This window comes from Nitrospirota bacterium (assembly GCA_015233895.1).
GTDB lineage: Bacteria > Nitrospirota > Thermodesulfovibrionia > Thermodesulfovibrionales > Magnetobacteriaceae > Magnetomonas.
In genome coordinates this window covers 1-22,553 of the sequence record JADFXG010000014.1, presented here as the reverse complement: position 1 = coordinate 22,553, position 22,553 = coordinate 1, and the positions used below count along the sequence as shown (strand labels likewise).

Annotated in this window: 21 protein-coding genes and 1 pseudogene; 9 read left to right on the top strand and 13 right to left on the bottom strand. The window is 40.6% G+C overall.

Annotated features, from left to right (window positions below):
• Position 1 precedes the first annotated feature (1 nt).
• The gene (locus HQK88_10640; protein MBF0617256.1) at positions 2–1,087 is read left to right on the top strand and encodes a transglycosylase SLT domain-containing protein; all 1,086 of its coding nucleotides are present in this window, start codon (positions 2–4) and stop codon (positions 1,085–1,087) included.
• Between the two features lie 15 nt (positions 1,088–1,102).
• Here the strand turns inward: HQK88_10640 and HQK88_10635 are convergent, their stop codons facing one another.
• Complete coding sequence (locus tag HQK88_10635) at positions 1,103–2,806, bottom strand: HAMP domain-containing protein (GenBank protein MBF0617255.1); 1,704 nt, start codon at positions 2,804–2,806, stop codon at positions 1,103–1,105.
• Positions 2,807–2,960: 154 nt separating this feature from the next.
• Here HQK88_10635 and HQK88_10630 point away from each other — a divergent pair, with 154 nt between their 5' ends.
• The gene (locus tag HQK88_10630; protein MBF0617254.1) at positions 2,961–4,004 is read left to right on the top strand and encodes a UDP-N-acetylmuramate dehydrogenase; all 1,044 of its coding nucleotides are present in this window, start codon (positions 2,961–2,963) and stop codon (positions 4,002–4,004) included.
• Between the two features lie 188 nt (positions 4,005–4,192).
• Here HQK88_10630 and HQK88_10625 read toward each other — a convergent pair whose 3' ends face one another.
• The 4 genes from HQK88_10625 to HQK88_10610 form a co-directional block, all read right to left on the bottom strand.
• Positions 4,193–4,330 (bottom strand): hypothetical protein, encoded by a 138-nt coding sequence (locus tag HQK88_10625; protein ID MBF0617253.1) that lies wholly within the window; start codon positions 4,328–4,330, stop codon positions 4,193–4,195.
• A gap of 131 nt (positions 4,331–4,461) precedes the next feature.
• The gene (locus HQK88_10620) at positions 4,462–6,909 is read right to left on the bottom strand and encodes a TIR domain-containing protein (protein MBF0617252.1); all 2,448 of its coding nucleotides are present in this window, start codon (positions 6,907–6,909) and stop codon (positions 4,462–4,464) included.
• Positions 6,888–7,442, bottom strand: coding sequence for a hypothetical protein (locus HQK88_10615; GenBank protein ID MBF0617251.1), 555 nt, complete (start codon positions 7,440–7,442; stop codon positions 6,888–6,890). The genes HQK88_10620 and HQK88_10615 overlap by 22 nt, the downstream gene beginning before the upstream one ends.
• Positions 7,443–7,492: 50 nt before the next feature.
• Positions 7,493–7,633 carry a winged helix-turn-helix domain-containing protein gene (locus HQK88_10610; GenBank protein ID MBF0617250.1) on the bottom strand — a complete coding sequence of 47 codons (141 nt, stop codon included), beginning with the start codon at positions 7,631–7,633 and terminating at the stop codon, positions 7,493–7,495.
• A 335-nt stretch (positions 7,634–7,968) separates the two neighbouring features.
• Here HQK88_10610 and HQK88_10605 point away from each other — a divergent pair, with 335 nt between their 5' ends.
• The 4 genes from HQK88_10605 (at position 7,969) to HQK88_10590 (ending at position 11,868) form a co-directional block, all read left to right on the top strand.
• Complete coding sequence (locus HQK88_10605) at positions 7,969–8,310, top strand: DUF805 domain-containing protein (GenBank protein MBF0617249.1); 342 nt, start codon at positions 7,969–7,971, stop codon at positions 8,308–8,310.
• A gap of 105 nt (positions 8,311–8,415) precedes the next feature.
• The gene (locus HQK88_10600) at positions 8,416–10,164 is read left to right on the top strand and encodes a hypothetical protein (protein ID MBF0617248.1); all 1,749 of its coding nucleotides are present in this window, start codon (positions 8,416–8,418) and stop codon (positions 10,162–10,164) included.
• The gene (locus HQK88_10595) at positions 10,154–11,011 is read left to right on the top strand and encodes a decaprenyl-phosphate phosphoribosyltransferase (GenBank protein MBF0617247.1); all 858 of its coding nucleotides are present in this window, start codon (positions 10,154–10,156) and stop codon (positions 11,009–11,011) included. Before HQK88_10600 ends, HQK88_10595 begins: the two co-directional genes overlap by 11 nt.
• A 68-nt stretch (positions 11,012–11,079) precedes the next feature.
• Positions 11,080–11,868, top strand: coding sequence for an ABC transporter ATP-binding protein (locus HQK88_10590; protein MBF0617246.1), 789 nt, complete (start codon positions 11,080–11,082; stop codon positions 11,866–11,868).
• 8 nt (positions 11,869–11,876) lie between these two features.
• Here the strand turns inward: HQK88_10590 and HQK88_10585 are convergent, their stop codons facing one another.
• From HQK88_10585 to HQK88_10550, 8 genes are read right to left on the bottom strand one after another with little or no spacing between them, the layout of a single operon-like run.
• Positions 11,877–12,761 carry a hypothetical protein gene (locus tag HQK88_10585; protein MBF0617245.1) on the bottom strand — a complete coding sequence of 295 codons (885 nt, stop codon included), beginning with the start codon at positions 12,759–12,761 and terminating at the stop codon, positions 11,877–11,879.
• Entirely contained in the window at positions 12,758–14,155 is a 1,398-nt protein-coding gene (locus HQK88_10580) for an AAA family ATPase (protein ID MBF0617244.1), read from the bottom strand. Before HQK88_10580 ends, HQK88_10585 begins: the two co-directional genes overlap by 4 nt.
• Before the next feature lie 21 nt (positions 14,156–14,176).
• Positions 14,177–14,569: a YbgC/FadM family acyl-CoA thioesterase gene (locus HQK88_10575; protein ID MBF0617243.1), complete on the bottom strand. Its 393-nt coding sequence runs from the start codon at positions 14,567–14,569 to the stop codon at positions 14,177–14,179.
• A gap of 12 nt (positions 14,570–14,581) precedes the next feature.
• A complete protein-coding gene (rseP, locus tag HQK88_10570; protein ID MBF0617242.1) occupies positions 14,582–15,655 on the bottom strand; it encodes an RIP metalloprotease RseP in 1,074 nt (357 codons plus the stop codon).
• A complete protein-coding gene (locus HQK88_10565) occupies positions 15,652–16,833 on the bottom strand; it encodes a 1-deoxy-D-xylulose-5-phosphate reductoisomerase (protein MBF0617241.1) in 1,182 nt (393 codons plus the stop codon). Before HQK88_10565 ends, rseP begins: the two co-directional genes overlap by 4 nt.
• A gap of 3 nt (positions 16,834–16,836) precedes the next feature.
• Positions 16,837–17,616: a phosphatidate cytidylyltransferase gene (locus HQK88_10560; GenBank protein MBF0617240.1), complete on the bottom strand. Its 780-nt coding sequence runs from the start codon at positions 17,614–17,616 to the stop codon at positions 16,837–16,839.
• A complete protein-coding gene (gene uppS / locus HQK88_10555; GenBank protein ID MBF0617239.1) occupies positions 17,607–18,308 on the bottom strand; it encodes a di-trans,poly-cis-decaprenylcistransferase in 702 nt (233 codons plus the stop codon). The genes HQK88_10560 and uppS overlap by 10 nt, the downstream gene beginning before the upstream one ends.
• A gap of 55 nt (positions 18,309–18,363) precedes the next feature.
• Positions 18,364–20,037: a hypothetical protein gene (locus tag HQK88_10550; GenBank protein ID MBF0617238.1), complete on the bottom strand. Its 1,674-nt coding sequence runs from the start codon at positions 20,035–20,037 to the stop codon at positions 18,364–18,366.
• A gap of 121 nt (positions 20,038–20,158) precedes the next feature.
• Here HQK88_10550 and modA point away from each other — a divergent pair, with 121 nt between their 5' ends.
• From modA to HQK88_10535, 3 genes and pseudogenes are all read left to right on the top strand, one after another.
• Entirely contained in the window at positions 20,159–20,929 is a 771-nt protein-coding gene (modA, locus tag HQK88_10545; GenBank protein MBF0617237.1) for a molybdate ABC transporter substrate-binding protein, read from the top strand.
• A 15-nt stretch (positions 20,930–20,944) separates the two neighbouring features.
• A pseudogene (gene modB / locus HQK88_10540) lies at positions 20,945–21,612 on the top strand (molybdate ABC transporter permease subunit).
• 15 nt (positions 21,613–21,627) lie between these two features.
• Positions 21,628–22,356, top strand: a complete 729-nt coding sequence (locus HQK88_10535; GenBank protein MBF0617236.1) for an ATP-binding cassette domain-containing protein — start codon at positions 21,628–21,630, stop codon at positions 22,354–22,356.
• Positions 22,357–22,553: the final 197 nt, after the last annotated feature.

Sequence of the window (22,553 nt, the reverse complement as noted above, 5' to 3'; positions counted from 1 at the left end):
AATGATGCTCTCGAGGATTTTTTTAGTATCTTTTATAATTTTGACGCTTATTGCATCCTCAGAGGCGTCAGCGAAATCCAGACATCAAACACACAAACCTACTGTTAAGGCAAAACATACACCGGTTAAAACTAATACCGTACCGAACACTCTCTCTGATGAAGACCTTACAGATAAGCTTCTATTTCGCGCACCCTCAGTATATCCTCCAGCCGGAAAATCAAATGTCAAACGGATTTTAAGATGGAAAGCTGTCCTTAGCGAAAAGGATATTCAATATGACATTGACATCTTAACATATAAAGGAAATAACGCAATGGGGCTTAAGACGTCATATCAAAACCTGATAGCCGGTTGGGAGCGATTGGTTAAAAGCGGCCATTTAAAAATGATCTACAACAAATGCCGGGCTAAATCGGTTCCGTTTGAGATAGTGTTTTTAGCACTTGCCGAATCCTCATGGAATGCCTCTGCGTTGTCATCAACAGGCGCAAGTGGCTATTGGCAATTTATGCCGGATACGGCAAAATCCTATGGGCTCATTGACAAACTAAGAGGCCATGACCATAGAAATGACCCTGAAATCAGCACAGAGGCTGCCATAGCGCTGCTTAAAGATAATTTTAATATGACCTATTCGTGGGACAGATCTTTTGCCTTAAAGGGGAAAAAGCCCACAAACTCAGAACGATGGCTGTGGTCCTTCTGGATATACAACAGCTCTCCCAAAAGCGTATCACACTACTACCGCCAAAGCAGAGGCGATCCGTCTGTTTTTTATAAATATGTTGAAAATGTTGAAAACGCTAACTACGTCCATAAGATATTTGGTATAAGAGAGGTTTTGAGAGATTACGTTAAACAAGCAAGAAAATACCCCCATAAAAAATACGAAAACACGCCTTACGGAAATTACATTCAGAAATGGTATGCTCTCACAGTGTGTGAGCGCAGCGATCTCCTTTCAGAGATTAACAAACAATTTCAGAAATCAAAAAAAACCGCTAAAAAACCTGATGCACTCTCTATCCGCATTAAAAGAGAGACCGATTATGTCTCAGCTCTCTGCAAGGCTGTAGAACGATAAGAAAAGCAATTTGGATTAAGCTAATAATCGTTTTTGATAAGTGTTGCTGCTGTGATGGGTTCTAACTTTCTCTCCGACATCAAATTGTCCGGCAGTTCTCTGTAAATCTGCTGAGAGCGTTTGAAGTTTATTTACAGACTCTAATATTTTATGCGAATGGCCGGAGGTTTCATCGGAGATAACTGCCACTGCACTGATGTCCTCAGATATAGTGCCGGAAACTGTTGACATTTCCTCGGTGGAGGTAGCTATATGCTGTACCATTGAATGTAGATTTCCTGCTGTCTCCACTATTTTATCCAAAGACATCTTTGCCTGTTCAGCCAGCTTCACTCCAGTCTCCACACTCTTGGTTCCATCCTGCACGGATTTTATAGCCTTTGTAGTTTCCTCCTGAATCGAGTTAATCATGCCACTTATTTCAGTTGTTGACTTGCCTGTTCTTTCAGCCAATTTTCTAACCTCATCTGCAACAACTGCAAATCCGCGTCCCTGCTCTCCGGCACGGGCTGCCTCAATTGCGGCATTAAGGGCAAGAAGATTCGTCTGGTCTGCAATGTCTTTTATAACACTTATTATTTCACCTATTTGCTTAGAACGCTCCCCTAATGAATTTATCACATCGAATAGCGACAACACTGTCTTGGATATTTCCTTAACCTCTTTTCCTGTTTTTTCTACTATCGATGAGCCATCATTTGCAACCTTCAATGTGTTTGCTGCTGATGCAGCCATATCTGAGGCATTTCTTGCGATATCTACAACAGTTTGAGACATCTGAGTTGAAGATGTGGAAATCTGTCCGGTTTTGTTCGTTTGCTCATCAATCATCTGTAATATAGTTGTCATTGTGGAGTTAAGTTCCTCTGAGACCTCTGCAAGCAGACTGACTCCAGAAAAAATCTTGCTTATGATATTCCTTAAACTCCCCAACATGGTATTAAAGGAATTTGCAAGCTCTCCGATTTCGTCGTCACTGACTACCAGGGCGTCTTTCGTCAGGTCGCCACCAGCTGCACTTTCCGTTGTTTCTTTTAAATATAAAAGTGATTTCATTATTTTACGGATTAATATTGCAGCCGTAAATAACGACAGAAATACTATCGTTATTATAAGGCCAATAGTTATGTTGCGCGTTGAATTATACTTTTGATTTCCGCTGTTTTGAAGTTCTGAAATTGAGGCGGATTGTTTCTCCTTGATATATTTTACGATTCCATCTATGCTGTCGGTAGGAGCTCTGTCAATTCCTTTTACAAGCGTATCTACGATTTTATAGCTGTTTCCGTTATTTGGGTCGTAACTTTTGAGGGCTTCCCTGTATTTAACGCCAAGCATGTCATGTACTTTCAGCGCCTCGTCAACCATTGTTGATGAAATGCCAATAGTTTCCATAATCGTCTTCAATTTCTTCAGATTTTCCTGTACCTTTTCCTCCTGTTTGGCAAAACCGGCACTATATTTTTTAAATGCCTCAGGGTCGCTGCCTCTTAGTAAAATATCTTTCCATTCCTGCACCTGTTTTTTGAATGTAACCTGGGCATCTCTGGCAGTATCAACACCATCAGAAAAAACTTTAGTCTTGTCCAAACCGGCTTTCATCATACCATCTATTGTGGCAGTGTTACTCATGCCGTAAATGCCTATAACAATTGTCAATGAAGAGATAAAAAAAACGAGCAGATATAAACGGGTTGCTATCCTTAAATTCTTTACCATTGAACACCCCCTGCATGCATTGAACACCCCCTGACTGTGATATGCATGCTATAAATAATAGCATTTTCGGATATTTTTGTCAATAATGCGAGTAGAGGTGATTGTCAATAACAGATTTGCCAAATAACCATTTTAATTGTTATCATATTTGCCAATGCAATTAAATGTTTTAGAAAACTATCCTCTGTCTGAGCTAACAACGTTTAAAATAGGGGGAGCTGCCCGGTTTTATGTTAAGGCGGAGAGCCTTATCAGCGTTTTTGAATCTATTGAGTTTGCAAAACTCAATAGTATCCCTTTTTATGTTTTAGGCGGAGGAAGTAATTTATTAGTAAGTGACAAAGGCTATGGCGGTGTGGTAATTCACATGTCAAACACAGACTCTGAAACCATATCGGACGGAGAGAGTGTTTATAAGACTTGTGGCGCCGGGGTTCTATGGGATAATTTTGTCAGCGAATGTGTGAGTGAAAATCTTTTTGGTGTTGAGTGCTTATCAGGAATACCGGGCACAGTGGGAGCCTCGCCGGTTCAGAACATTGGTGCATACGGGCAGTCGGTGGACAACCTGATTTCTGAGGTCATTGCTCTTGATGCAAATACTGGAGAAGTTGTCAAATTTAATAATGCTGAATGTAAATTTTCCTACAGAAAAAGCTTATTTAATTCTGAGGGGTTTGGCAGGTATATTATTATATCGGTTAAATATATTCTAAAGAGGGTAGGTAAACCAAATGTTAAGTATCATGATTTGGAAAAATATTTTCTGAAAGATATCGATATAACGTTAAAAGAGGTAAGAACAGCGATACTAAAAATCAGAGAATACAAGGGAATGCTGCAAATGGAGGGCTATCGGGGATTTAAGTGTGCCGGGTCATTTTTTAAAAACCCTGTTGTATCAGCAGGTCATTTTGATGAAATACTTGACGGGTTAAATGGTGCAAAATCAGACAGAAACTGGTACTGGCCGCAAGCGGATTCTGAGGTAAAAATCTCAGCCGCATGTCTTATCGAAAACTGTTTTGGTAAGGGCTACAGAGCTGGACGAGTTGGACTGTCCCCAAACCATACGCTTGCAATTGTTAACTATGACAGCGCAACATTTACTGAGGTCATGGACTTTGCAAAACTGATTGAGGATACAGTGTATGAACGGTTTAAGGTGACTCTTGACCGGGAAGTGCAGATACTATAAGGTTATTGTCTCTCATCATTGCGCAAAGTTCTAACGCACGGCCATGCACTTGTCTTGCCCACTGACTTTGCATCATTTAGCGTGAGGCGCTCTTAAAGTTCCCGGCCTCAATATCCTTTAATGTTTGTGTGAAGCTAAGCAGCGCTGCTATTCCCATATTAAACACATATCAATAAGGACGATTTTTCTTACATCCGAAAGCGCATCATAAAACCCAGATTATTTTTCAATTGTCTTTCGCAGTCCTCAATGTCGTTTTCAAGCAAAAACATAGCGGTCTCTTCAGTTATACCAGGTTGCATTCTATCGCCTAACTTTGTTGGCATCGTCAAAAGCTCCTCGACGTCTCCCTTAAAGGGGAATCCCCTGTAAAAGTACGCCTACGTCGCCTTCTCCTTGCCGTATCGTTATGCTTCTGACTGCTACTTGCTATGCCGCTACTTCACAAGATAATCCATTAACTTTCAAACGATTTCGTTTTATAAAACTCTGCCATTTTGAGGCCTGTGATTAAAATAGGAGTATCATAATCATCCCCATCCTCAAGTCTTAGTTTCAGGGGTATAACTTTTTTGTCTGTTTTTTTGGTAATTACTTTGTGTAAGACAGACTCATATTCGGCTCTGCACCAGTTTGATTTCCCAAGTGCGGGACTCAAGCAGACCATGACGTGCTTGCTGGCTTGTAGTCCGTCTTCTATTTTGTGAACAATTCCATCGCCAAAGCTAATCTGCTCATGGTCAATCCAATAGGATATTCTTCTGCTTTTAAACTTTGGTAGTACATTATTCATAATAAATTCAGCATCATTTGAACTGTGGCTGATAAACACATCAAATTTACTGTCTCCCATGCTTTTTGAATCCTCCTCCTTTTTTCTCCTTTCCGTAGTTTCAATTCCGTTAAGAAGTTCTTTGACAGACACCGCCTTTGTTGATTCCATACATAAAAATTCGTTCTTTCCTTCTCTTTCAAACTTACGAACATTTTCATATTTATATACTGACGGGCAATTTTCCGTACACGAACACGGTATTAATAAATCCACTTTCAGTTGCTTTATCTTTTCGTTAATTGTATCGAAATGCTGTCTTATAAGCCAGAGAAACTCCCGTTTGCTTTCGCCTGTTACCGTTATGTCTATTAATCTTTTAGACTCATCCGCTTTGATATACGCGGAGGTTTTTTCAGTCTCTGTTTCTTTGCTTAAAATAACTCCGTCTCTCCAACATAGGTATTTATCATTATCTCTTTTAATTAAATCATGCACCCGGACTATAAAATGCGGCATCACGTTTTTGGGTAAGAATTCATATTGGTACAATACATGCGTACAGGTAGTGAAATCATCATCAAAGTCTATCGGCTCTCTGGGCAATACGCTTGGGATTATGTAATTATTTGTGTCTCCCATAGCAAAGGAGAGTTCAAATTTTCTCATAAGCCTCAAAAGCGTAGGGTATTGAGAATTGGGATAACCATCAGTATCTTTCCAGATTTCCGGCAGGTAGTCTTCACATAAAACACCTTGCTTTAGTTTTTTTGACGCTACTACCTTATAGACCGCATGAGTTCCCCAGGCGGGTTTTATTATCAACGTGTTACGTAAAATGACGTCGTCTTTAAAATGCAGAAATACTCCCAAATCGTGAAGATACTCTGCAAGGAGGCTTTCCTCACTTTCAGTTATATCGTGTTCTCTGCAAAGGGTTTTAAATTCCGGATAATCTATATAATTCCGTTTATCGTCTTCTAAAGTCTTTCTTACTTCAATCCATGAATTTACCCACTCTGTACCCATAAGAGGGAGCTTAGCCGCCACATCGCCTATTACCTTCTTTAATTTACTAAAAGAATCGGGTCCCTTTCCAGGAGTTTTGGAGCTTACCTTAAGAAAACCCATTATATTGGGAAATTTTGCTTTCAAATCTTTGGAGTTAATCTCTTCAATATACGTATCACATTTATTCAAAACTAAAATTATCGGGCTGTCCTCGCCAAAGGCTTTAATCACATTGAGCCAATCCTCGATTCTGCCAAAGACCGCCTCTTGTCTTGCATCCCAGACAAGCATATAGACGGAGCGCTTAGTTAAGAAAAACTGATGCGTTGCGTGATATATCTCCTGCCCGCCAAAATCCCACACATTCAGTGTGATTTCATTGCTGTCTTTAGTTTTAATCGGTAGTTTTTTGATCTCTATTCCTTCTGTTGACTCCTGAGATTCTGAGAAAGTGTTATCGGTTAATCTTCTTAAAATACTCGTTTTTCCTACTCCGCCCTGGCCAACGATTATGAGTTTAGCCTCGTATAATTTTGTTACAGCATCAGGTTTCTTGTTTAGCAATTCAAAATATTCTCTTATGGCATCAATGCCCTTAGAGGCAATTTCTATCGCCGGGGTTTTAAGCGGGTTGCCTGAGACTGTAAACTCTTTTAGTTTTTTAAGATTTCCAATCTCATGTGGCAGGGCTGTCAGTTGGTTGTTATAAATATGAAGCTGTTGCAAATTAGTAAGATTTCCAATCTCATGTGGCAGGGCTGTTAGTTGGTTAGTGTCAATTAAAAGAATCATTAAGTTACTGAGTTTTCCAATCTCAGGTGGGAGAATTTTTAGTTGGTTAGTGCCACACCAAAGAATTTTTAAGTTACTGAGTTTTCCGATCTCAGGTGGGAGGCTCTTTAGTTGGTTAGTGCCAATATAAAGTTCTGTTAGGTTAGTAAGTTTTCCTATCTCATGTGGCAGTGTTGTTAGCTGGTTGTTAGAAATCCAAAGCTCTTTTAAATTCTTAAGATTTCCAATCTCAGAAGGTAGGGCTGTTAGTCCTTTGCCTGATAAGTTTAAGGCTGTAACTTTATTTTTATCCGCTTTATTGATTATTCTTAATAGTTCATTTTTATCCATTTTAAATTAGCCTCCCCTTTATAGAACACACGATTACTTTCCATAGGTGTTATTTTACAGGGTTTGGGAGTATTTTGCAACCTTAACCAGTGATTGTGAGGGGATTGTCTGAACTGTGATTTAAATGATTTCAAGAATACTATGATTAATACCAAGGTAGCTGCCAAAAGATAATATAATGATAGAGAGAAAGGATTGGATCCCGCAACAAGTGCGGGATGACAAAGGGGTGGTGCGGGCTGAGGTATAAGTCGGATGTTTTCAGGCACAACAAGATTTTTAGACATATGCCATGCTGCCAGATCAACAACGATGATCATGAAATAAATTTGAAAATCTATAGAAACCTGTCGAAGAGAGATATTCATTGTTTCTGTATTAGCGTATGGCAGGATAAGGGCTGTCATTTTCCCTAATGCCGGACAGATTGCAGCAAAAACATATTGACGCGGTGCTTTTGGTCGTAAGACAGGTGGAGCCCATGCTCTACGAGCATTATTTATACGGCCAAAAAGTCCCTCATCCTGTGCCATCACTATCACTGGACGCTTATCTTTAGGGTCTCTGTCCTGTAAGATAACATCTACTTTTTCTCTAAATTTTTTTTAAACTCTTCCTGTTTCTCTTTATCTGCCTGCACATGAAATGGTCCTGGTACTATTTTTCTCCAACCATTTCTCTTAAGAATCCTATAGATTGTCGTTTTATGAATTGGTTGACCCAAAGTCTGCTCAAAAAAATCCTTAATTTCTTTAGTAGTAGCTATCTTACCGGTTGCTTTTTCCCAGCTTTTTTATACCTCTGTGCTATCACCTTAGTTACTGCATGTCTTTCTTTCATCGTTAACCTCATTTATGCCTCCCAGTTTTCTGAGCTGAGAGTCTTTATCGTATCTTTTCATATAGTTTTTTACTTGAGGCAACGTTGCCTTTTTATATTGTTTTTTCATGAGGCAATTCGGATAATTGACTTTACACGAATTAATGAATTAAAGTCAGGTTATATCCGAAAAGGTTAGGACTCAAAAACACAAAATCTTTCCCAAAAAAGGAGGCATTTATGAATTGGTATCTGGCAGTACTAAAAAAGTACGCTGTGTTTGAAGGCAGAGCAAGAAGAAAAGAGTACTGGATGTTTATTCTTTTTAATTTTATTATTTCTTTTCTCTTAGGATTTATAGAAGGTCTTGCCGGAAGCTCATATGGCATACTTTCTAAAATCTATAACCTTGCCGTTATGCTTCCTGCAATTGCGGCTGGTATTCGCAGAATGCACGATGTTGGGAAAAGCGGGTGGTTTGTGCTGATTCCTTTCTACAACTTATACTTAGCTGTCACTGAGGGCACTAAAGGGGATAACAGATATGGCCCTGATCCAAAGGCGGAAACTTTAATCACATAGCGCAGTAATACCAAACTGCCACAGCACAATCTCTGGTAAACATCAAATGAGGCAATGCGCAGGGTTGTAATCCCGCGCATTGTTCTCATATAATAAGTCTAACCCATGATGTGTGCTAATAACGATAAGCATCCTATTGGATTGCATGCCTTAAAAAAATCCGTGATTATCATAACGGCTGTAGTTTTAGCTCTTATCACACTTATTGCGTATCTTCCAGCCCGCAACAATAATTTCATATCCTTTGACGATGATTCGTATATTACCGAAAATCCTCGCATTAAAGACGGCATAACGGTAAAAGCTATAAAGTGGACATTTACCGAATACTACAGCTATAACTACCATCCCCTCACCTGGCTTACCCACATGGCAGACATCTCCCTTTATGGCTTAAACCCTGCCGGACATCACCTTACAAATGTGTTTATTCATTGTTTCAACGTGGTGATTCTTTTTTTAACTCTTACATATATGACAAAACAGGTATGGGGGTCTCTCATAGTTTCAGCCCTGTTTGCAGTTGTTCCTGTCAATGTTGAATCTGTAGCGTGGGTATCAGAAAGAAAAAACCTTCTTTCGACTTTTTTTTGGTTTTTAACAATGCTTTCCTATACCTTTTATGTAAAGCGCAGAGGCACTGCAAGATATGCCCTCACTGCTTTATTTTTTATGTTTGGACTACTATCTAAACCAATGCTGGTTACGCTTCCTTTTGTCTTGTTGCTTTTGGATTTTTGGCCTCTTAAGCGTTTTACCACGGAGAGCACAAAAAAACTATTTATTGAAAAACTCCCACTTATAGGATTAAGCCTGATTTTTATTTTCATCACAATATTTACCCAAAAAGGCGGCGGCAACGTTGTCCCTCTCTACATGCTGCCTGCCGGGGTTCGCCTTGAAAACGCTTTTCTTTCATATATGCGTTACACAGAAAAAATATTTTGGCCATACAACTTCTCAATATTCTATCCGTATGTTGTTCCCAGATCAATATTGCCGGTTATTGCCTCCATCTGTGTTGTTTTAGTTATGACGGCATTTTCAATCATAAAACGACAGCAATATCCGTGTCTTTTTACCGGCTGGTTTTGGTTTGCAGGAACCCTTATTCCTGTGATACAGATAGTGCAGGTTGGATGGGCCTCGATTGCGGACAGGTACGCATACATACCCCAAATTGGTATATTTATTGCGCTGTCATTCTCTTTGCTTAATTTATTAAAGAAAAAAGCTTTTCTTCAAAAACCAACAGCCTTAGTGTTTATACTCATACTCTGTTTTTTGTACACAAGGACACATGAGGAGTTGAAACATTGGAGGAACTCTGAAAGTCTTTATTTGCATGCAATGGAGGTGACAGAGAATAATTACGTAGCGCTTGGTGAGTATGGGTTGTGTCTTATGAATAAGGGTAAGGTGAGGGAATCAATCCCGTACTTTTTAAGAGCTTTGGCAATATTGCCGGATAGTCCTACTCTTAATTACTATACATGGAAAGCATACAACACAATAGGGGAGCAGGAGGCAGCCTCCCGGTACTTTGTAAAGGCATCACCTCTTTTAACAGGGGACAGTCTCCCGTCATTACCTAAAATGCTGGGTGTTTCACTGCTAAAGAGTGGGCATTATAAGAAGGCACGGGATAATTTTTTGGAGGCACTTAAAATTTCAAACACCGATACCGATATTTATGAAGGCCTTGCACAAGCTCTCATTAGACTAAACAAGCAAGAGGAAGCGCTTAAGTATGTTGAAACAGGATTGCAGTTAAAACCAGATACCCCCGGACTGTTAAAACTTAAGCGAGAATTGTCAGGGTTTTATGGCGGAGATATGAAAAATGGCAAATAAGCTCTCCTTATATATAAAAATTATGAGACCCAAACACTGGGTCAAAAACCTCTTTATACTTTCCGCTCCTTTTTTTGGAGGGGTGCTTTTCACAAAACAAAACATACCGGTAACAGTGTTGTCACAGGTTTGCTTTGCACTTGCCGCAAGTGCAATGTACGTGTTTAATGATTTAAAGGACTGTAAGTCTGACCTGCTGCATCCTAAGAAGGCGCAGCGTCCGCTGGCCTCAGCTGCCATATCCAAAACTGGAGCAATTTGTTTACTTACAATATTAATAGTTCTTTCGCTATTTCTTTCCACCGGTTTAAACAGTAATTTTACCGTTTGTATAGTGTTCTATCTGATTCTTCAGACAGGCTACAGTATGTACTTTAAACACATAGCGGTGCTGGATATATTTTTGATAGCGTCCGGGTTTGTGCTGAGGGTGTTTGCTGGCGGTGCGGCATACAATGTGGAAATATCCAAATGGTTGTTTCTTACGATGTTTATGGTCTCTTTGACACTTGCCTCTGGAAAGCGCCTTGCTGAGACGGCGTATCTGGACACTGATGCGTTAAAACACCGGAAAGCGCTTGGCAGCTATCCTGCCGGAGTGCTTAATGACGTGCTTGTAATAACTTCAGCATCGGCCCTCATGTGTTATGTTCTCTATACGGCAGAACAGCAGGAGAGGCTTGTGTTTACGGTTCCTGTGGTTACATTTGGGCTTATAAGATATCTGGCTCTATCAAAAGCTAATCAGGGGGACCCTACCGATGCCCTTGTAAAAGACCCATGGCTTGCAGCAACCGTCATCGTGTGGATGCTGCTTGTAGCACTACTCAGATACAATGTAATTTAGACAATGGACAACGCATATAAAAAATTGTCTATTTGGTATAATATTATGGAGAGACATAAAGAGATACCGTGCAAACAGACAACGTAATCGAAGTAAAAACCCTTGTCACTTATTACGGCGACAGGGTAATAATAAAAAACGCAACAGTGTCTATTCCCAGGGCGCAGACAACGGTGATAGTGGGCGGAAGCGGTTCCGGAAAGACCACCATATTGAGACATCTGATAGGTTTACTAAAGCCCCACGGCGGTGAAATCCTCATAAACGGCGTTGACATTACACGCTTGAGCGAGGAAATGTTAAACGAACAGCGTAAAAAGATGGGCGTCTTGTTTCAGGGAGCTGCTCTTTTGAACTCCCTTACGCTTGCTGAAAACGTGGCGCTGCCGTTGCGTGAACATACAAAATTAAAGGATTCTGTAATTGGCATAATGGTGCGAATGAAACTTGACCTTGTGGGGTTATCCGGATTTGATGATTTTTATCCCTCTCAGCTATCAGGGGGTATGAAAAAGCGCGCAGGAATAGCCAGGGCAATGGCAATGGATCCGGAAATCCTTTTTTTTGATGAACCCTCAGCAGGACTTGATCCTGTCACAGCAGCCGGTCTGGATGATCTTATTAATAAACTCAATAAAGTGTTTAAAATCACGGTTGTCGTTGTCACACATGAGTTGCCGAGTATTTTTAAGATAGCAGACTATGTAATTATGCTTGACATGGGTGATATTGTTTTTGCAGGCACGCTTGAAGAGTTTAAAGAGTCAGAAATTCCAAAAGTTCAGGCGTTTCTGAAACGAACCCCTGGTGAGGAGACACAATCACAGGATGATTATTTTAAAATTATCGCAGGGTGAGGGAGTTTTTAAGGCTGAGAAGGAAACGCACCATCTATCATGTTTACTATTTCAGCCCAGACAATTTTGCCATCAGAAAAATCAAAGGCTCCGCTTAAAATGTCACAGTGACTAATAACAGCGGCAAGTGATGCTCCTGCACGCTCTTTTTCCGTCTGTCCACAAATTGTCAGAACAGATTTCGATATGTTTGCTTTCGATTCAACTGTATCGCATTTGTTATATGAGTGCTTGGTTATAAAACAGTCTGCCGAATCAACGAGTACTTTGTTTTTCATCTCAAAAAGATTGATGAGTATATCCTCAAGTGTGCCAACATTGTTATCATCACCAGTAAAAACGTAAAGCCCAACCCGAAAGCCTTTATCAGTAGTCACCCAGGGTTCTGCATCTAAACCATCCAGGTCACCAAAAAAGTTAGCATAGTTTTTTTTGAAATATTCGATAGTTTTTTTACGACCTCTACTGTCAGCATCATAGAAAAAAAGGAATGCATTATTATTGTTGCCACCCTGTCCAATTCCTCTAACATCTTGTGACAAAACATCTCCAAGCATTCCGAGTAACTCAGTAGTGTATTGAATGTTGTCTTTGCCATCAGTTTTGAAAACAAGAACCAGCTCATTTATTTTTGCATTTGGTTCATCGTTTTCTGTATTTACCAAAGAAGCTACAGGTAGCATAAATGGTACATATTCACCTATTGCTATAGTCTCCAATTTGTTATTATCGGAAAGTCTTTTTAGAAAACCAGATAATGGCTTTGGGAACTCCTTAATGCGCCATTTCGACCTTTTATATTTTTTACTATCGTTTTCATCCTTAACTGATAAAACACGAGCTATAAAATGTGCATCATGCAATCCCTCACAGAAAACAAAGAGAATATTCACTCCGAAACACTACCTCTCAAGTCAAGATCCATTACATCAATTAATCTGGCAAGGCGCTGTCCAGAAAAATATACACACGTTATCTCATTATCTTTTTTAACCAGACTATATGCAGAAAGATCATCTTTGGGCAGGTCTTCACACATTGCAAAAGCATCAATACACTCCTTGCTGTGTGAGGTAAGAAATATTTGAACATTGAACTCAACGGCAAGTTTATATACCAGCAAAACCACCTTTGGCAAAAGTGAGGCATGAATGGCATTTTCAAACTCATCTATTAAGACAACTCCGTTTTTAGCAGCGGCAAATAACATCCCCATTTTAAAAATCCGTTGCAACCCTTCTCCAAAAACGGTTAGATCGGGGTTTGGTACCATCGTGTCATGAACTACGGTAAACCGATCTATATCGTTCAACTCAATATTTTGAATAGCATTATCAATGTGTTTTTTTATAAAATCTATGACCATTTTCTTGCTGCCAGCTTTCAGACTTTCACGGTGGCAATCCATCAGTAATTTAGGGTTTAGATCGTCGGTAAATGGGCTTGAAAAAAGCGACGGACGTAAAGATTTCGTTTCGCCAATCATTTGCGAATCATTTTTGAAAAAATGTATTTTCGATGAAAACTGGTCACATGCTTTAATATCAAAAAGTGCACTTGTAACATAGTATGTCTCATCATCAACAGTGCAATCTTCTTTAGTCAAAGATAAAGAGACAGGAACATCTGAAAAAATACCAGAGATATGTGCTGTCGGGATTTGTTCTGTAAACCATTCGGTTTTAGTTGCTTTGATGCCAAATGATTTAGCCCTCAGGCGAATTAAATCTATAAACTCAAGTTTATTATTTAAAGAGGAAAGCAGCTTGATTGCCTCAAGAACTGAGGTTTTACCAGAATTGTTAATGCCTGCAAAGATATTTATTGTTGATAGATTCTTTAATTCTATATTTTTTAGACAACGGAATTCCGTAATATTGACTTCTGAAAAATGTGAGGTTATACTGTCAAAAATATAAAGTTTTCGGGATGAGGCGGAAAGGTCTGGAGACAAAATTTCTCTGAGTGATTCGTTTAACTCTTCAAACAAGTTGAAAGATTCAGCAAATTCATTGTGCTCTTTGAGAATTGCAAATATTTCCTCATTTGTTTTAAAAGCTTCAACCACCTTTACAAAACTTTTTAAAACTGGTGATAAAGTCTTTTTTACTTCAAGAGCTTCTGTGGTAGGATTATCTGATTTGAGGTCAGCTATAAGTGTCTCATTAGATTTGAAATCTGATAGAGTCTTAATATACTTTTTAATATCTGCCGCATATTTATCGGGCAAAGATTGATCTAATACCACCTTTTTTAAAATTTCAAAATCTTTTTCATCATCAGCCATAGACCACACCCCTTACCTAAATTACTTTAGCGCCGCACTCATCTTCTCAGTCATTCGTTTAGGCCTGAGGTCATTTCCAACGGTAGCAAGTTTAACCTCTGCCGTGGCAATTAATGCCTCAGTATCTTTATGCTCTATGCGGTGTTTAAATACAATGGAGGCAAAACTAAGTTCTGCTATTTCTGTGTGCACGGTTATGATGTCAGCGTACTTTGCAGGCTTATGATAGTGGATGTGAACATCCGCTACGACAAACCACACACCCTCAAGCATCAGCCCGGTTATTTTAATTCCACGATTTTCCATGTACAGTGTGCGCGCACGCTCAAGAAATCCAAGATACTTGCCGTAATACACCACCCCGCCACAGTCCGTGTCCTCGTAGTAAACCCTTATGTCAATACTGTCGTCCATAAGTTTACGGCTTTACGGTAGCGGTGTACCCTTAAACAACCTCAACACGTCATTATATATGGCAAATGTCATCAACATCAAAATTAGCGCAAGCCCTATCTTCTGGGTTATTATTATTACCTTTTCACTGAGCGGTTTCCGCCTGATTGCCTCTATTAACAGATACACCATGTGGCCGCCATCCAGTATCGGAATTGGAAACAGATTAAAAACCCCAAGGTTTATATTGATTACGGCTAAAAACATTATAAAACTCATTATTCCCGTTGAGGCCTGTTTGCTGGCCAATTGAAAAATCATTATAGGCCCGCCAATAGTATCTGCCGGTAGCACCTTCTGAATTATCTTTACCAACGCAAGAAGGGTCAGCATGATAACCTCGAATGTTTTTTTAATCGCTATAGGTATGGATTCAAAAAAACCGAAAGAGACTGTTTCAGCATCCCCGCGAGGAGATATTCCAATAAGCCCCAACTCCTCCTGCTCGCCAAAGAGATTCTTCATTTTTTTACTCTCAGGCGTTATCTTAAAACTCTTTATTCCATCTTTTGTCTCTATGGAAAACGTAAGCTCCTTGCCTGCGCTTTTGTGTACTACCTCTGTCATTTCCTCCCAATAGTTAACCTTATTACCATTTATTTCTAAAATCTTATCCCCTGCTGCTAACCCTGCTCTCTGTGCCGGTGCTCCCTTTGAAAGCTCCCCAATAACCGGAAGCGGCCTGGGCACTCCCACCATATATATTAAAACGAATAACAGAGCGGCAAACAGGATGTTGAACACCGAGCCGGCACAAACAACCAATGCCCGCCTCCACACAGATTTTGCTAAGAATGCGGTGTCTCTGTCCTCAGCATTAATATCATCCATTGACTCATCCCCGTACATCTTGACGTATCCGCCAAAAGGCACAGCAGAGAGCATATACTCAGTGTCTCCCACCTTCCTTCCAATAACTTTCGGGCCAAACCCAAGTGAAAACTTCAACACCTTTATTCCCACAGCTTTAGCTAACAAAAAGTGTCCCAACTCATGAACAAATATCAACACGCCAAGAAGCACAACGGCGCTTATTACCCCTGTCATTTTTTGACCTCCATAGTTTTTTCAACTGCCATTGCCCTGGCCCACCTGTCAGCCTCTGACACTGACTCTAAATCACAGGTTCCACCATTTTCATGAGCATCCATTACCTTTTTTATAATATCAGGTATCATATTAAAATTGATAACATCATTAATAAATAAACCTACAGCCGCCTCATTTGCCCCGTTTAAGACAGCTGGCATTGTGCCACCCTCTTTAAGAGCCTCATATGCAAGTTTAAGACATTTAAACGTCTCAGTGTCTGGCTTATGAAAACTAAGCGTGCACAACTCCTCAAAATTAATGCTCTTAAGCACTCCGCTTATTCGCTCCGGATATGACAGCGCATACGCTATAGGGCCTTTCATATCCGGCACCGAAAGCTCAGCAAGCACAGAGCCATCCACAAACTCCACCATCGAATGCACTATACTCTGAGGGTGCACCACTACCGATATTTTATCATGTGAAAAACCAAATAAATGATGCGCCTCTATCACTTCAAGCCCTTTATTCATTAATGTGGCACTGTCTATTGTTATTTTTGCGCCCATCTCCCAGTTTGGGTGTTTAAGGGCATCGGCTTTTGTTACTAATTGAAGCTCTTTTAGGGTTTTACCAAAAAAGGGGCCACCTGAGGCGGTTAAAATCAGCCGCTTGACGGCTGTTCTTTCATGCCCCTCAAGGCACTGAAATATGGCACTATGCTCGCTGTCTATGGGCAGGATTTTAACTCCGTGTTTATGAGCCTCAGCAATCACTGCAGCACCTGCCATAACCAGAGTTTCCTTATTGGCAAGCCCTATATGTTTTTTTGCCCGTATCGCAGAAAGTGTCGGTAGCAATCCAGCTGCACCCACTATTGCTGAAACCACAAAGTCAGCCTCGGAGTATGCTGCCGCCTCACACACTCCCTGAGGCCCGATTAATACGTGACAATTATTTACCCCGTTTCCCTTAAGCCATTTGTATAATTCATTGGCTGCCACATCGTCTGAAAGCGCTGCCACATCGGGTTTAAACTGTAGAATTTGCTCCTTTAACACCTCTATGTTGTTATTAGCGCTAAGGGCACAAATCTTAAATTTATCCGGATTACCGGCTACGACTTCAAGTGTGCTTCGCCCTATCGAACCCGTTGAGCCTAACACAGTGATTTTTCTTGGGGTTATATCCATGCTTTAAAAATAAAGTATCAAATAGTATAAAACCGGAGCGCTAAAAATCATCCCGTCCATTTTATCCAGAAGCCCGCCGTGCCCGGGCAATATGACGCCCGAGTCCTTAACCCCTGCATCCCGTTTAAACATTGATTCAACAAGGTCTCCTATTATTCCAAATATTCCTAAAACAACTCCTATAAAGACAGCCTTTACAGCCGGTATTGTAAAACAATAAACTGCTTTCATGGCAAGTGTTGATAACACTGCACCAATAATAGCGGCAACCGCTCCCTCCACTGTTTTATTAGGGCTCATGGTTTCATACAGTTTCCGCCGCCCAATTGCCTTACCTACGTAGAGAGCAAAACTATCCGCCACCCAGATAATCACAAGCAGGGAAATCACAAGCTCTGTCCCTATCGCCCGAAGTTTAACAAAATAAGATAGCACAAATGGTATATAGAAAAATCCGGTCCAATACGGCGCAAGATCAAAAATGGCATTGTCGGCTGTCTTTTTACCGTATAGCCGTATAACTGAAATCAATAAAAACACCGCTATTACAGCTGAAATTGGGATGTCGTTGTACTTATACGTTAAATAGACCGGTATCATGCCAAAAAGAGAAAACATATGGCGCGCAAGAAGATTGGTCTTGTACATTGATAAAAACTCCAGCAAACAGAGGTATGAAATAAGCGCTATCAAAACGAAAAAAAACAACGGCGGCACGTACTTTATGTACAGGTACAGAGCCGGTACCACAACTAAGGCAACTAAAAGCCTTTTTAAGTGCATTTCCCAGGGGTAACCTTCGGGGCTTCAATATCCTCGGGGATAGCACCGAAACGCCTTTGTCTTGACTTATAATCCTCCATGGCCTCGTAAAAATCCTCTTTAGTGAAGTCCGGCCAAAGAGTATCCGTAAAATAAAGCTCCGCATATGCTGCCTGCCATATAAGAAAATTGCTGATTCTTTTTTCTCCGCCGGTACGAATTATTAAATCCACCATGCCGCAGCCTGCAGTATCCAGATGTTCCACAAAAAGTTCCTCAGAGAGATTTACAATATCCTCTCCATTTTGTGCCATCTTTCTGACAGCGCGCAGGATGTCGTCTCTGCCGCCGTAGCTGATAGCCATTAAAAGCAGCATTCCAGTGTTAGAAGCTGTCATGTCCTCAGCCTGATCTATCAGATACCGGATTTTATCCGGCAGCTTTTCACGGTTGCCAATAACTTTAAACACAATCCCCTTTTGCAGAAGCTCAAGGATTTCCGTCTGTAAGTAATAATCCAGCAAATCCATAAGAGTATCCACTTCAAACTCCGGCCTTTTCCAGTTCTCTATTGAAAACGCATACAGCGTTAACACCTTTATGCCGAGTTCCGCTGCAGCTTCAATAATTTCCTTTGTCCTGTGTGCCCCCTGCTTATGGCCTTCTACGCGGGGACGTCCCCTCAGGTTTGCCCATCTGCCGTTACCATCCATAATTATTCCCACATGGCATGGCAGTGAACTTTTATCCAAAAATTTACCCCCCGGCCTAATACTTTATGATCGAATATACATATAAAGTGGAAACCAGTGGATTATCCCCCTTTAGTATATTGGATAGTTTTAACCCTAAAAATGGTTTTGCCAATACATACACTTTATCTTTGTATATGGTATAGTCCAGAATTGAACCACCCACATTGGCAAGCACATCCTCCTCAAGTGTCAACCCTACGTATCGGTAGCTGATAAGGTCAGATTCTTTATACCCAAGAGTTCTTACTGTAGAGGTTAAGGGTATCCTTTTAATAGCGGTTACTCTGCTGCCGGATGCCGTAAGTTTATCACTGACATACCAATTGCCGCCGTCTACCATTAGTATTGATTGGGCATTCTTGTATTCCTTTGTGAAGCCGCCCATATTGCGCTTGCTTCTGAATGTGCTTACTCCGTTAGAATCTACAAGGTTAATGTAATTATCTTTGCTGTAGTAGAGGGTTAATTGCTCGTTTTTCTCGGTATCTTCGATAATTGCAAAGTCGTAGAGATTTACGCCTTTAGGCAATTTCAACGGCTGCCCAGTTATTGTAAACGTCCCGTCATAATTGATTTTCTCAACCTGTCCGTCAAAGCCTGACAAATGAGAGTAGGCCTGATAATACAATGAATTTTTTATCACTCTGAGAAATCCTTGAGTGTGCCATACTTCATGAAAATCATTATCCCTGAGTTCATACACGTAAGAGTGCACACCATCCCTAAGCAGTGACGATATTACAACAAGTCCTTTAGTGTCGGTCTTAAACACATCCAGGTATAGATTTTCGCCAAGTTTACTGTCATGCAGTTCCCACAGTTTGTGCAGATCAACCCCGGGCTGGTACACTGTTACGTCTGAGCCGTGCCCGATGAGGATTTCCACCTGTCCATCGCCCTTGACATCTCCTGTGGTGATGAACTCTGAGGACTTGGGAAGCGTATAGGTAATAACAGGGGTACTCATTGAGGCTATAAATAAGTCAGCGGCAGAGGCAAGTTTCTCTACGTAAGCATCGGTGTATTTGGATTTACCGGCCAAAAGCTCTTTACCGTCTTTAACCCAGAAAATGCGCTGGCTCAGGTACTTTTCATCCTTTTCTGTTACAGAATCAACAACGATAAGTACTTCTGCCTGAAGACGTTTGGCCTCCTCTGTTAATTTGCCAATTTCATCGTCAGCAAGAGGAGTGTCAATGAGTTCAAAACGCTGCGTGTCTCTTAGCTGTCTGAAGTAGGCGTCCCCCAAAAACCAATCCATTTTTTTAGTCTGGTAGTATAGCGCTCGGATTTTAGATTTCGTTATCCGTGCAATGTCATCTTTTTGTGGAGTGCCATCTATAATTGAGGCCTCGAATGTGGTGTCTGACATAGATTTAATCTCGGCGGTTCCAATGTGTTTTTCAAAGCGTCCCAGCGGCTCTTTTGTAACAGGATGGTAAAACTGCTCACCAGGCCTGAATATATCCAGCCTTGAGCCGGCTGCCAGCTCTGAACCGGACTCTCTCGTAAGTGTCATAGAAGCCTGTTTGACGTCTGTTATTGTCAGAGAGGCTGACTTAAAATATTTAACTGCCTGATCGCTAAGCGGTGTTAACGGATTATCCTCCCCATTTCCATTTCGTTGAGGAAACAGACAAAATAGCAACAGTGTTAAAGCTGATAACTTCAATAAGTTTTTCATCATTTGAGTTTTCCTAACTTTTTTTATTTCGGTATTGTATCATAAAAAAGACAATAAATGCTTTTATATATTTTACCCTAAATCCGATATAATAAAATTAAGAAAAAAACAGGGGGGAATTAAAATGAAATATCTTAACATGTTTTTGATGGTAACCTTGTTGCTTGTTTTTTCCTTAACAGCTAATGCCGGTGAGGAGTTGGAGGTTACTGTGTCAGCGGCAATAAGCCTAAAAGACGCATTTGAAAAAATTGGAAAACTTTTTGAAGACAGCCATAAGGGAGCTAAGGTAATATTTAACTTTGGAGCATCGGGAACTCTTGCAAGGCAAATCGAAGGAGGCGCACCTGTTGACGTGTTTGCCCCGGCAGCTCAAAAAGACATGGATGATATAGAAGGTAAAGGGCTAATTGCCTATGGTACCAGAGTGAACTTTGCCGGTAACTCGGTAGTACTCATAGTGCCTGCTTCAGACAATGTCAAGGTCACTTCTTTTGATGGCCTTAAATCCGAAAAGGTAAAAAAGGTGGCTATAGGGAATCCCAAAACAGTCCCTGCCGGACGATATGCTACTAAGGTGCTTAACTTTTACAAGGCTCTTCCCGCTATTAACGATAAACTGATTTTGGCCGAAAACGTACGACAGGTACTGGATTATGTGGCAAAAGGTGAGGTTGAGGCAGGCGTTGTGTACTTAACTGACACAGTGGTAAGAGCAAATGAAGTCAAAACAGTTTCTACAGCTACTGAGGAAAGCCATAAACCGATAGTGTATCCAATAGCTCTTATTAAGGGAGCTAAAAACGAAAAAATATCTAACGAATTTATTAAGACTGTAGTATCGAAGGCCGGGCGGGATATACTGAAAAGTTATGGATTTAAAACACTTAAGTAACCTGAGGCATAAACGGTGATTAACGATTCATTTGTCTATTCATTAAAACTGTCTTTTCTTGTAGCTATTACAGCTACATTTTTTGTTGTGTTGGTTTCGCTTCCGGTTGCCTACATTTTGGCACAGAAGAGATTCCCCGGCAAAGAGATACTTGATATAGCCCTGACAATGCCTCTTGTGCTGCCGCCAACAGTAATAGGGTATTATCTGATTGTTTTTTTTGGCAAAAACGGTTTCATTGGCAAGATTCTGTATGATTTGACCGGCTGGACAATCATGTTTACATGGTACGCTGCCGTCCTTGCATCCTTTGTTGTGTCTTTGCCATTGATGTTAAAAACAACAAGGTCTGCAATAGAGTCGGTAGATAAAAACCTCATTGATGCCTCCTACACATTAGGGCACGGAGAGTTCTATACGGCAGTTAAAGTGGTTATCCCTTTATGTAAAAAGGAGTGTTTGCAGGGATGGCACTTTCTTTCACCCGGGCACTTGGTGAATTCGGAGCAACTTTAATGCTTGCCGGAAACATTCCCGGAAAAACGGAAACTATGCCCCTTGCCATATACTCCTCAGTAAACTCAGGTAGTTGGCCGGAGGCTAACCTTATGGCACTGGTGTTTGTTGCCATGTCGGCAACATTGCTTTTTATTGCCGACAGATTTACAAAGAAAATAATTTGAAACAAGAGTAAGAGGATGGAATTAAGAGTACAGATTTGTAAAAAATTAGACAATTTCACTCTCAATACAGACTGGACGATGGGAAACGAGTTTACCGTGCTTTTTGGCCGCTCAGGGGCAGGTAAATCATTAACGCTTAAAATGATAGCAGGATTAATAACACCGGATAGTGGATTAATAGAGTTAGGCGGCACGTATCTTTTTGAAAGCACAAAAGGAGTTAACATAAAGCCGCAAAACCGCTCAGTAGGCTTTGTTTTTCAGGACCTTGCCCTGTTTCCTCATATGACAGTAGGCCAGAACATTGCCTATGCTGACAGGAAAAAAGACAATGAACGGGTAGCTGAACTGACAGAGTTATTTTACTTAAAGGGTCTTGAGGCTAAATTACCTTCTGAAATATCCGGAGGCCAAAGACAACGCGTAGCTATAGCGCGTGCAATAATGCGAAATCCCGGGTGTATGCTCCTTGATGAACCTTTTTCCGCTCTTGACAATCCTTTGAGAGTAGAGATGCGTGCTTTGATAAAAGACGTAAAAACCATGCTTAACATTCCAATTGTCTTTGTAACGCATGACATATACGAGGCATTCACAATGGCTGATAAACTCATTGTTTATAGCGACGGCAGATCGGTTCAAACAGGTACTCCGGAGGAGATATTTTCAAACCCGGTTTCAGAGGAGGTAAGAAGCCTCACTGATATAAAAAGTTTTTTTGTAAAATTGAAGGACATATGCTGATAATGCAAAAAAATTTTGTTTGAAAACAAGGCTTTCTACGATTTCAATCGGATTTATGGCCGGGAAAGCTACTAGAGACCGTTGCATAATTCGATATTTTGAATTTTCACAATAAAAAAACTCTTATAGCGATATGCATAATTACGTTAATTATTTTTAAAGGCTGAGATTGCCACGTCGCTATCGCTCCTCGCAAT

Coding starts and splice junctions, on each gene's coding strand:
- HQK88_10605 (MBF0617249.1), top strand. CDS start 7,969: ATGAATTGGTATCTGGCAGTACTAAAAAAGTACGCTGTGTTTGAAGGC.
- HQK88_10640 (MBF0617256.1), top strand. CDS start 2: ATGATGCTCTCGAGGATTTTTTTAGTATCTTTTATAATTTTGACGCTT.
- HQK88_10635 (MBF0617255.1), bottom strand. CDS start 2,806: ATGGTAAAGAATTTAAGGATAGCAACCCGTTTATATCTGCTCGTTTTT.
- uppS (MBF0617239.1), bottom strand. CDS start 18,308: ATGGATGGTAACGGCAGATGGGCAAACCTGAGGGGACGTCCCCGCGTA.
- HQK88_10535 (MBF0617236.1), top strand. CDS start 21,628: ATGGAATTAAGAGTACAGATTTGTAAAAAATTAGACAATTTCACTCTC.
- HQK88_10600 (MBF0617248.1), top strand. CDS start 8,416: ATGATGTGTGCTAATAACGATAAGCATCCTATTGGATTGCATGCCTTA.
- HQK88_10560 (MBF0617240.1), bottom strand. CDS start 17,616: ATGCACTTAAAAAGGCTTTTAGTTGCCTTAGTTGTGGTACCGGCTCTG.
- HQK88_10620 (MBF0617252.1), bottom strand. CDS start 6,909: ATGGATAAAAATGAACTATTAAGAATAATCAATAAAGCGGATAAAAAT.
- HQK88_10580 (MBF0617244.1), bottom strand. CDS start 14,155: ATGGCTGATGATGAAAAAGATTTTGAAATTTTAAAAAAGGTGGTATTA.
- modA (MBF0617237.1), top strand. CDS start 20,159: ATGAAATATCTTAACATGTTTTTGATGGTAACCTTGTTGCTTGTTTTT.
- HQK88_10595 (MBF0617247.1), top strand. CDS start 10,154: ATGGCAAATAAGCTCTCCTTATATATAAAAATTATGAGACCCAAACAC.
- HQK88_10550 (MBF0617238.1), bottom strand. CDS start 20,037: ATGATGAAAAACTTATTGAAGTTATCAGCTTTAACACTGTTGCTATTT.
- HQK88_10625 (MBF0617253.1), bottom strand. CDS start 4,330: ATGCCAACAAAGTTAGGCGATAGAATGCAACCTGGTATAACTGAAGAG.
- rseP (MBF0617242.1), bottom strand. CDS start 15,655: ATGACAGGGGTAATAAGCGCCGTTGTGCTTCTTGGCGTGTTGATATTT.
- HQK88_10630 (MBF0617254.1), top strand. CDS start 2,961: ATGCAATTAAATGTTTTAGAAAACTATCCTCTGTCTGAGCTAACAACG.
- HQK88_10575 (MBF0617243.1), bottom strand. CDS start 14,569: ATGGACGACAGTATTGACATAAGGGTTTACTACGAGGACACGGACTGT.
- HQK88_10615 (MBF0617251.1), bottom strand. CDS start 7,442: ATGGCACAGGATGAGGGACTTTTTGGCCGTATAAATAATGCTCGTAGA.
- HQK88_10565 (MBF0617241.1), bottom strand. CDS start 16,833: ATGGATATAACCCCAAGAAAAATCACTGTGTTAGGCTCAACGGGTTCG.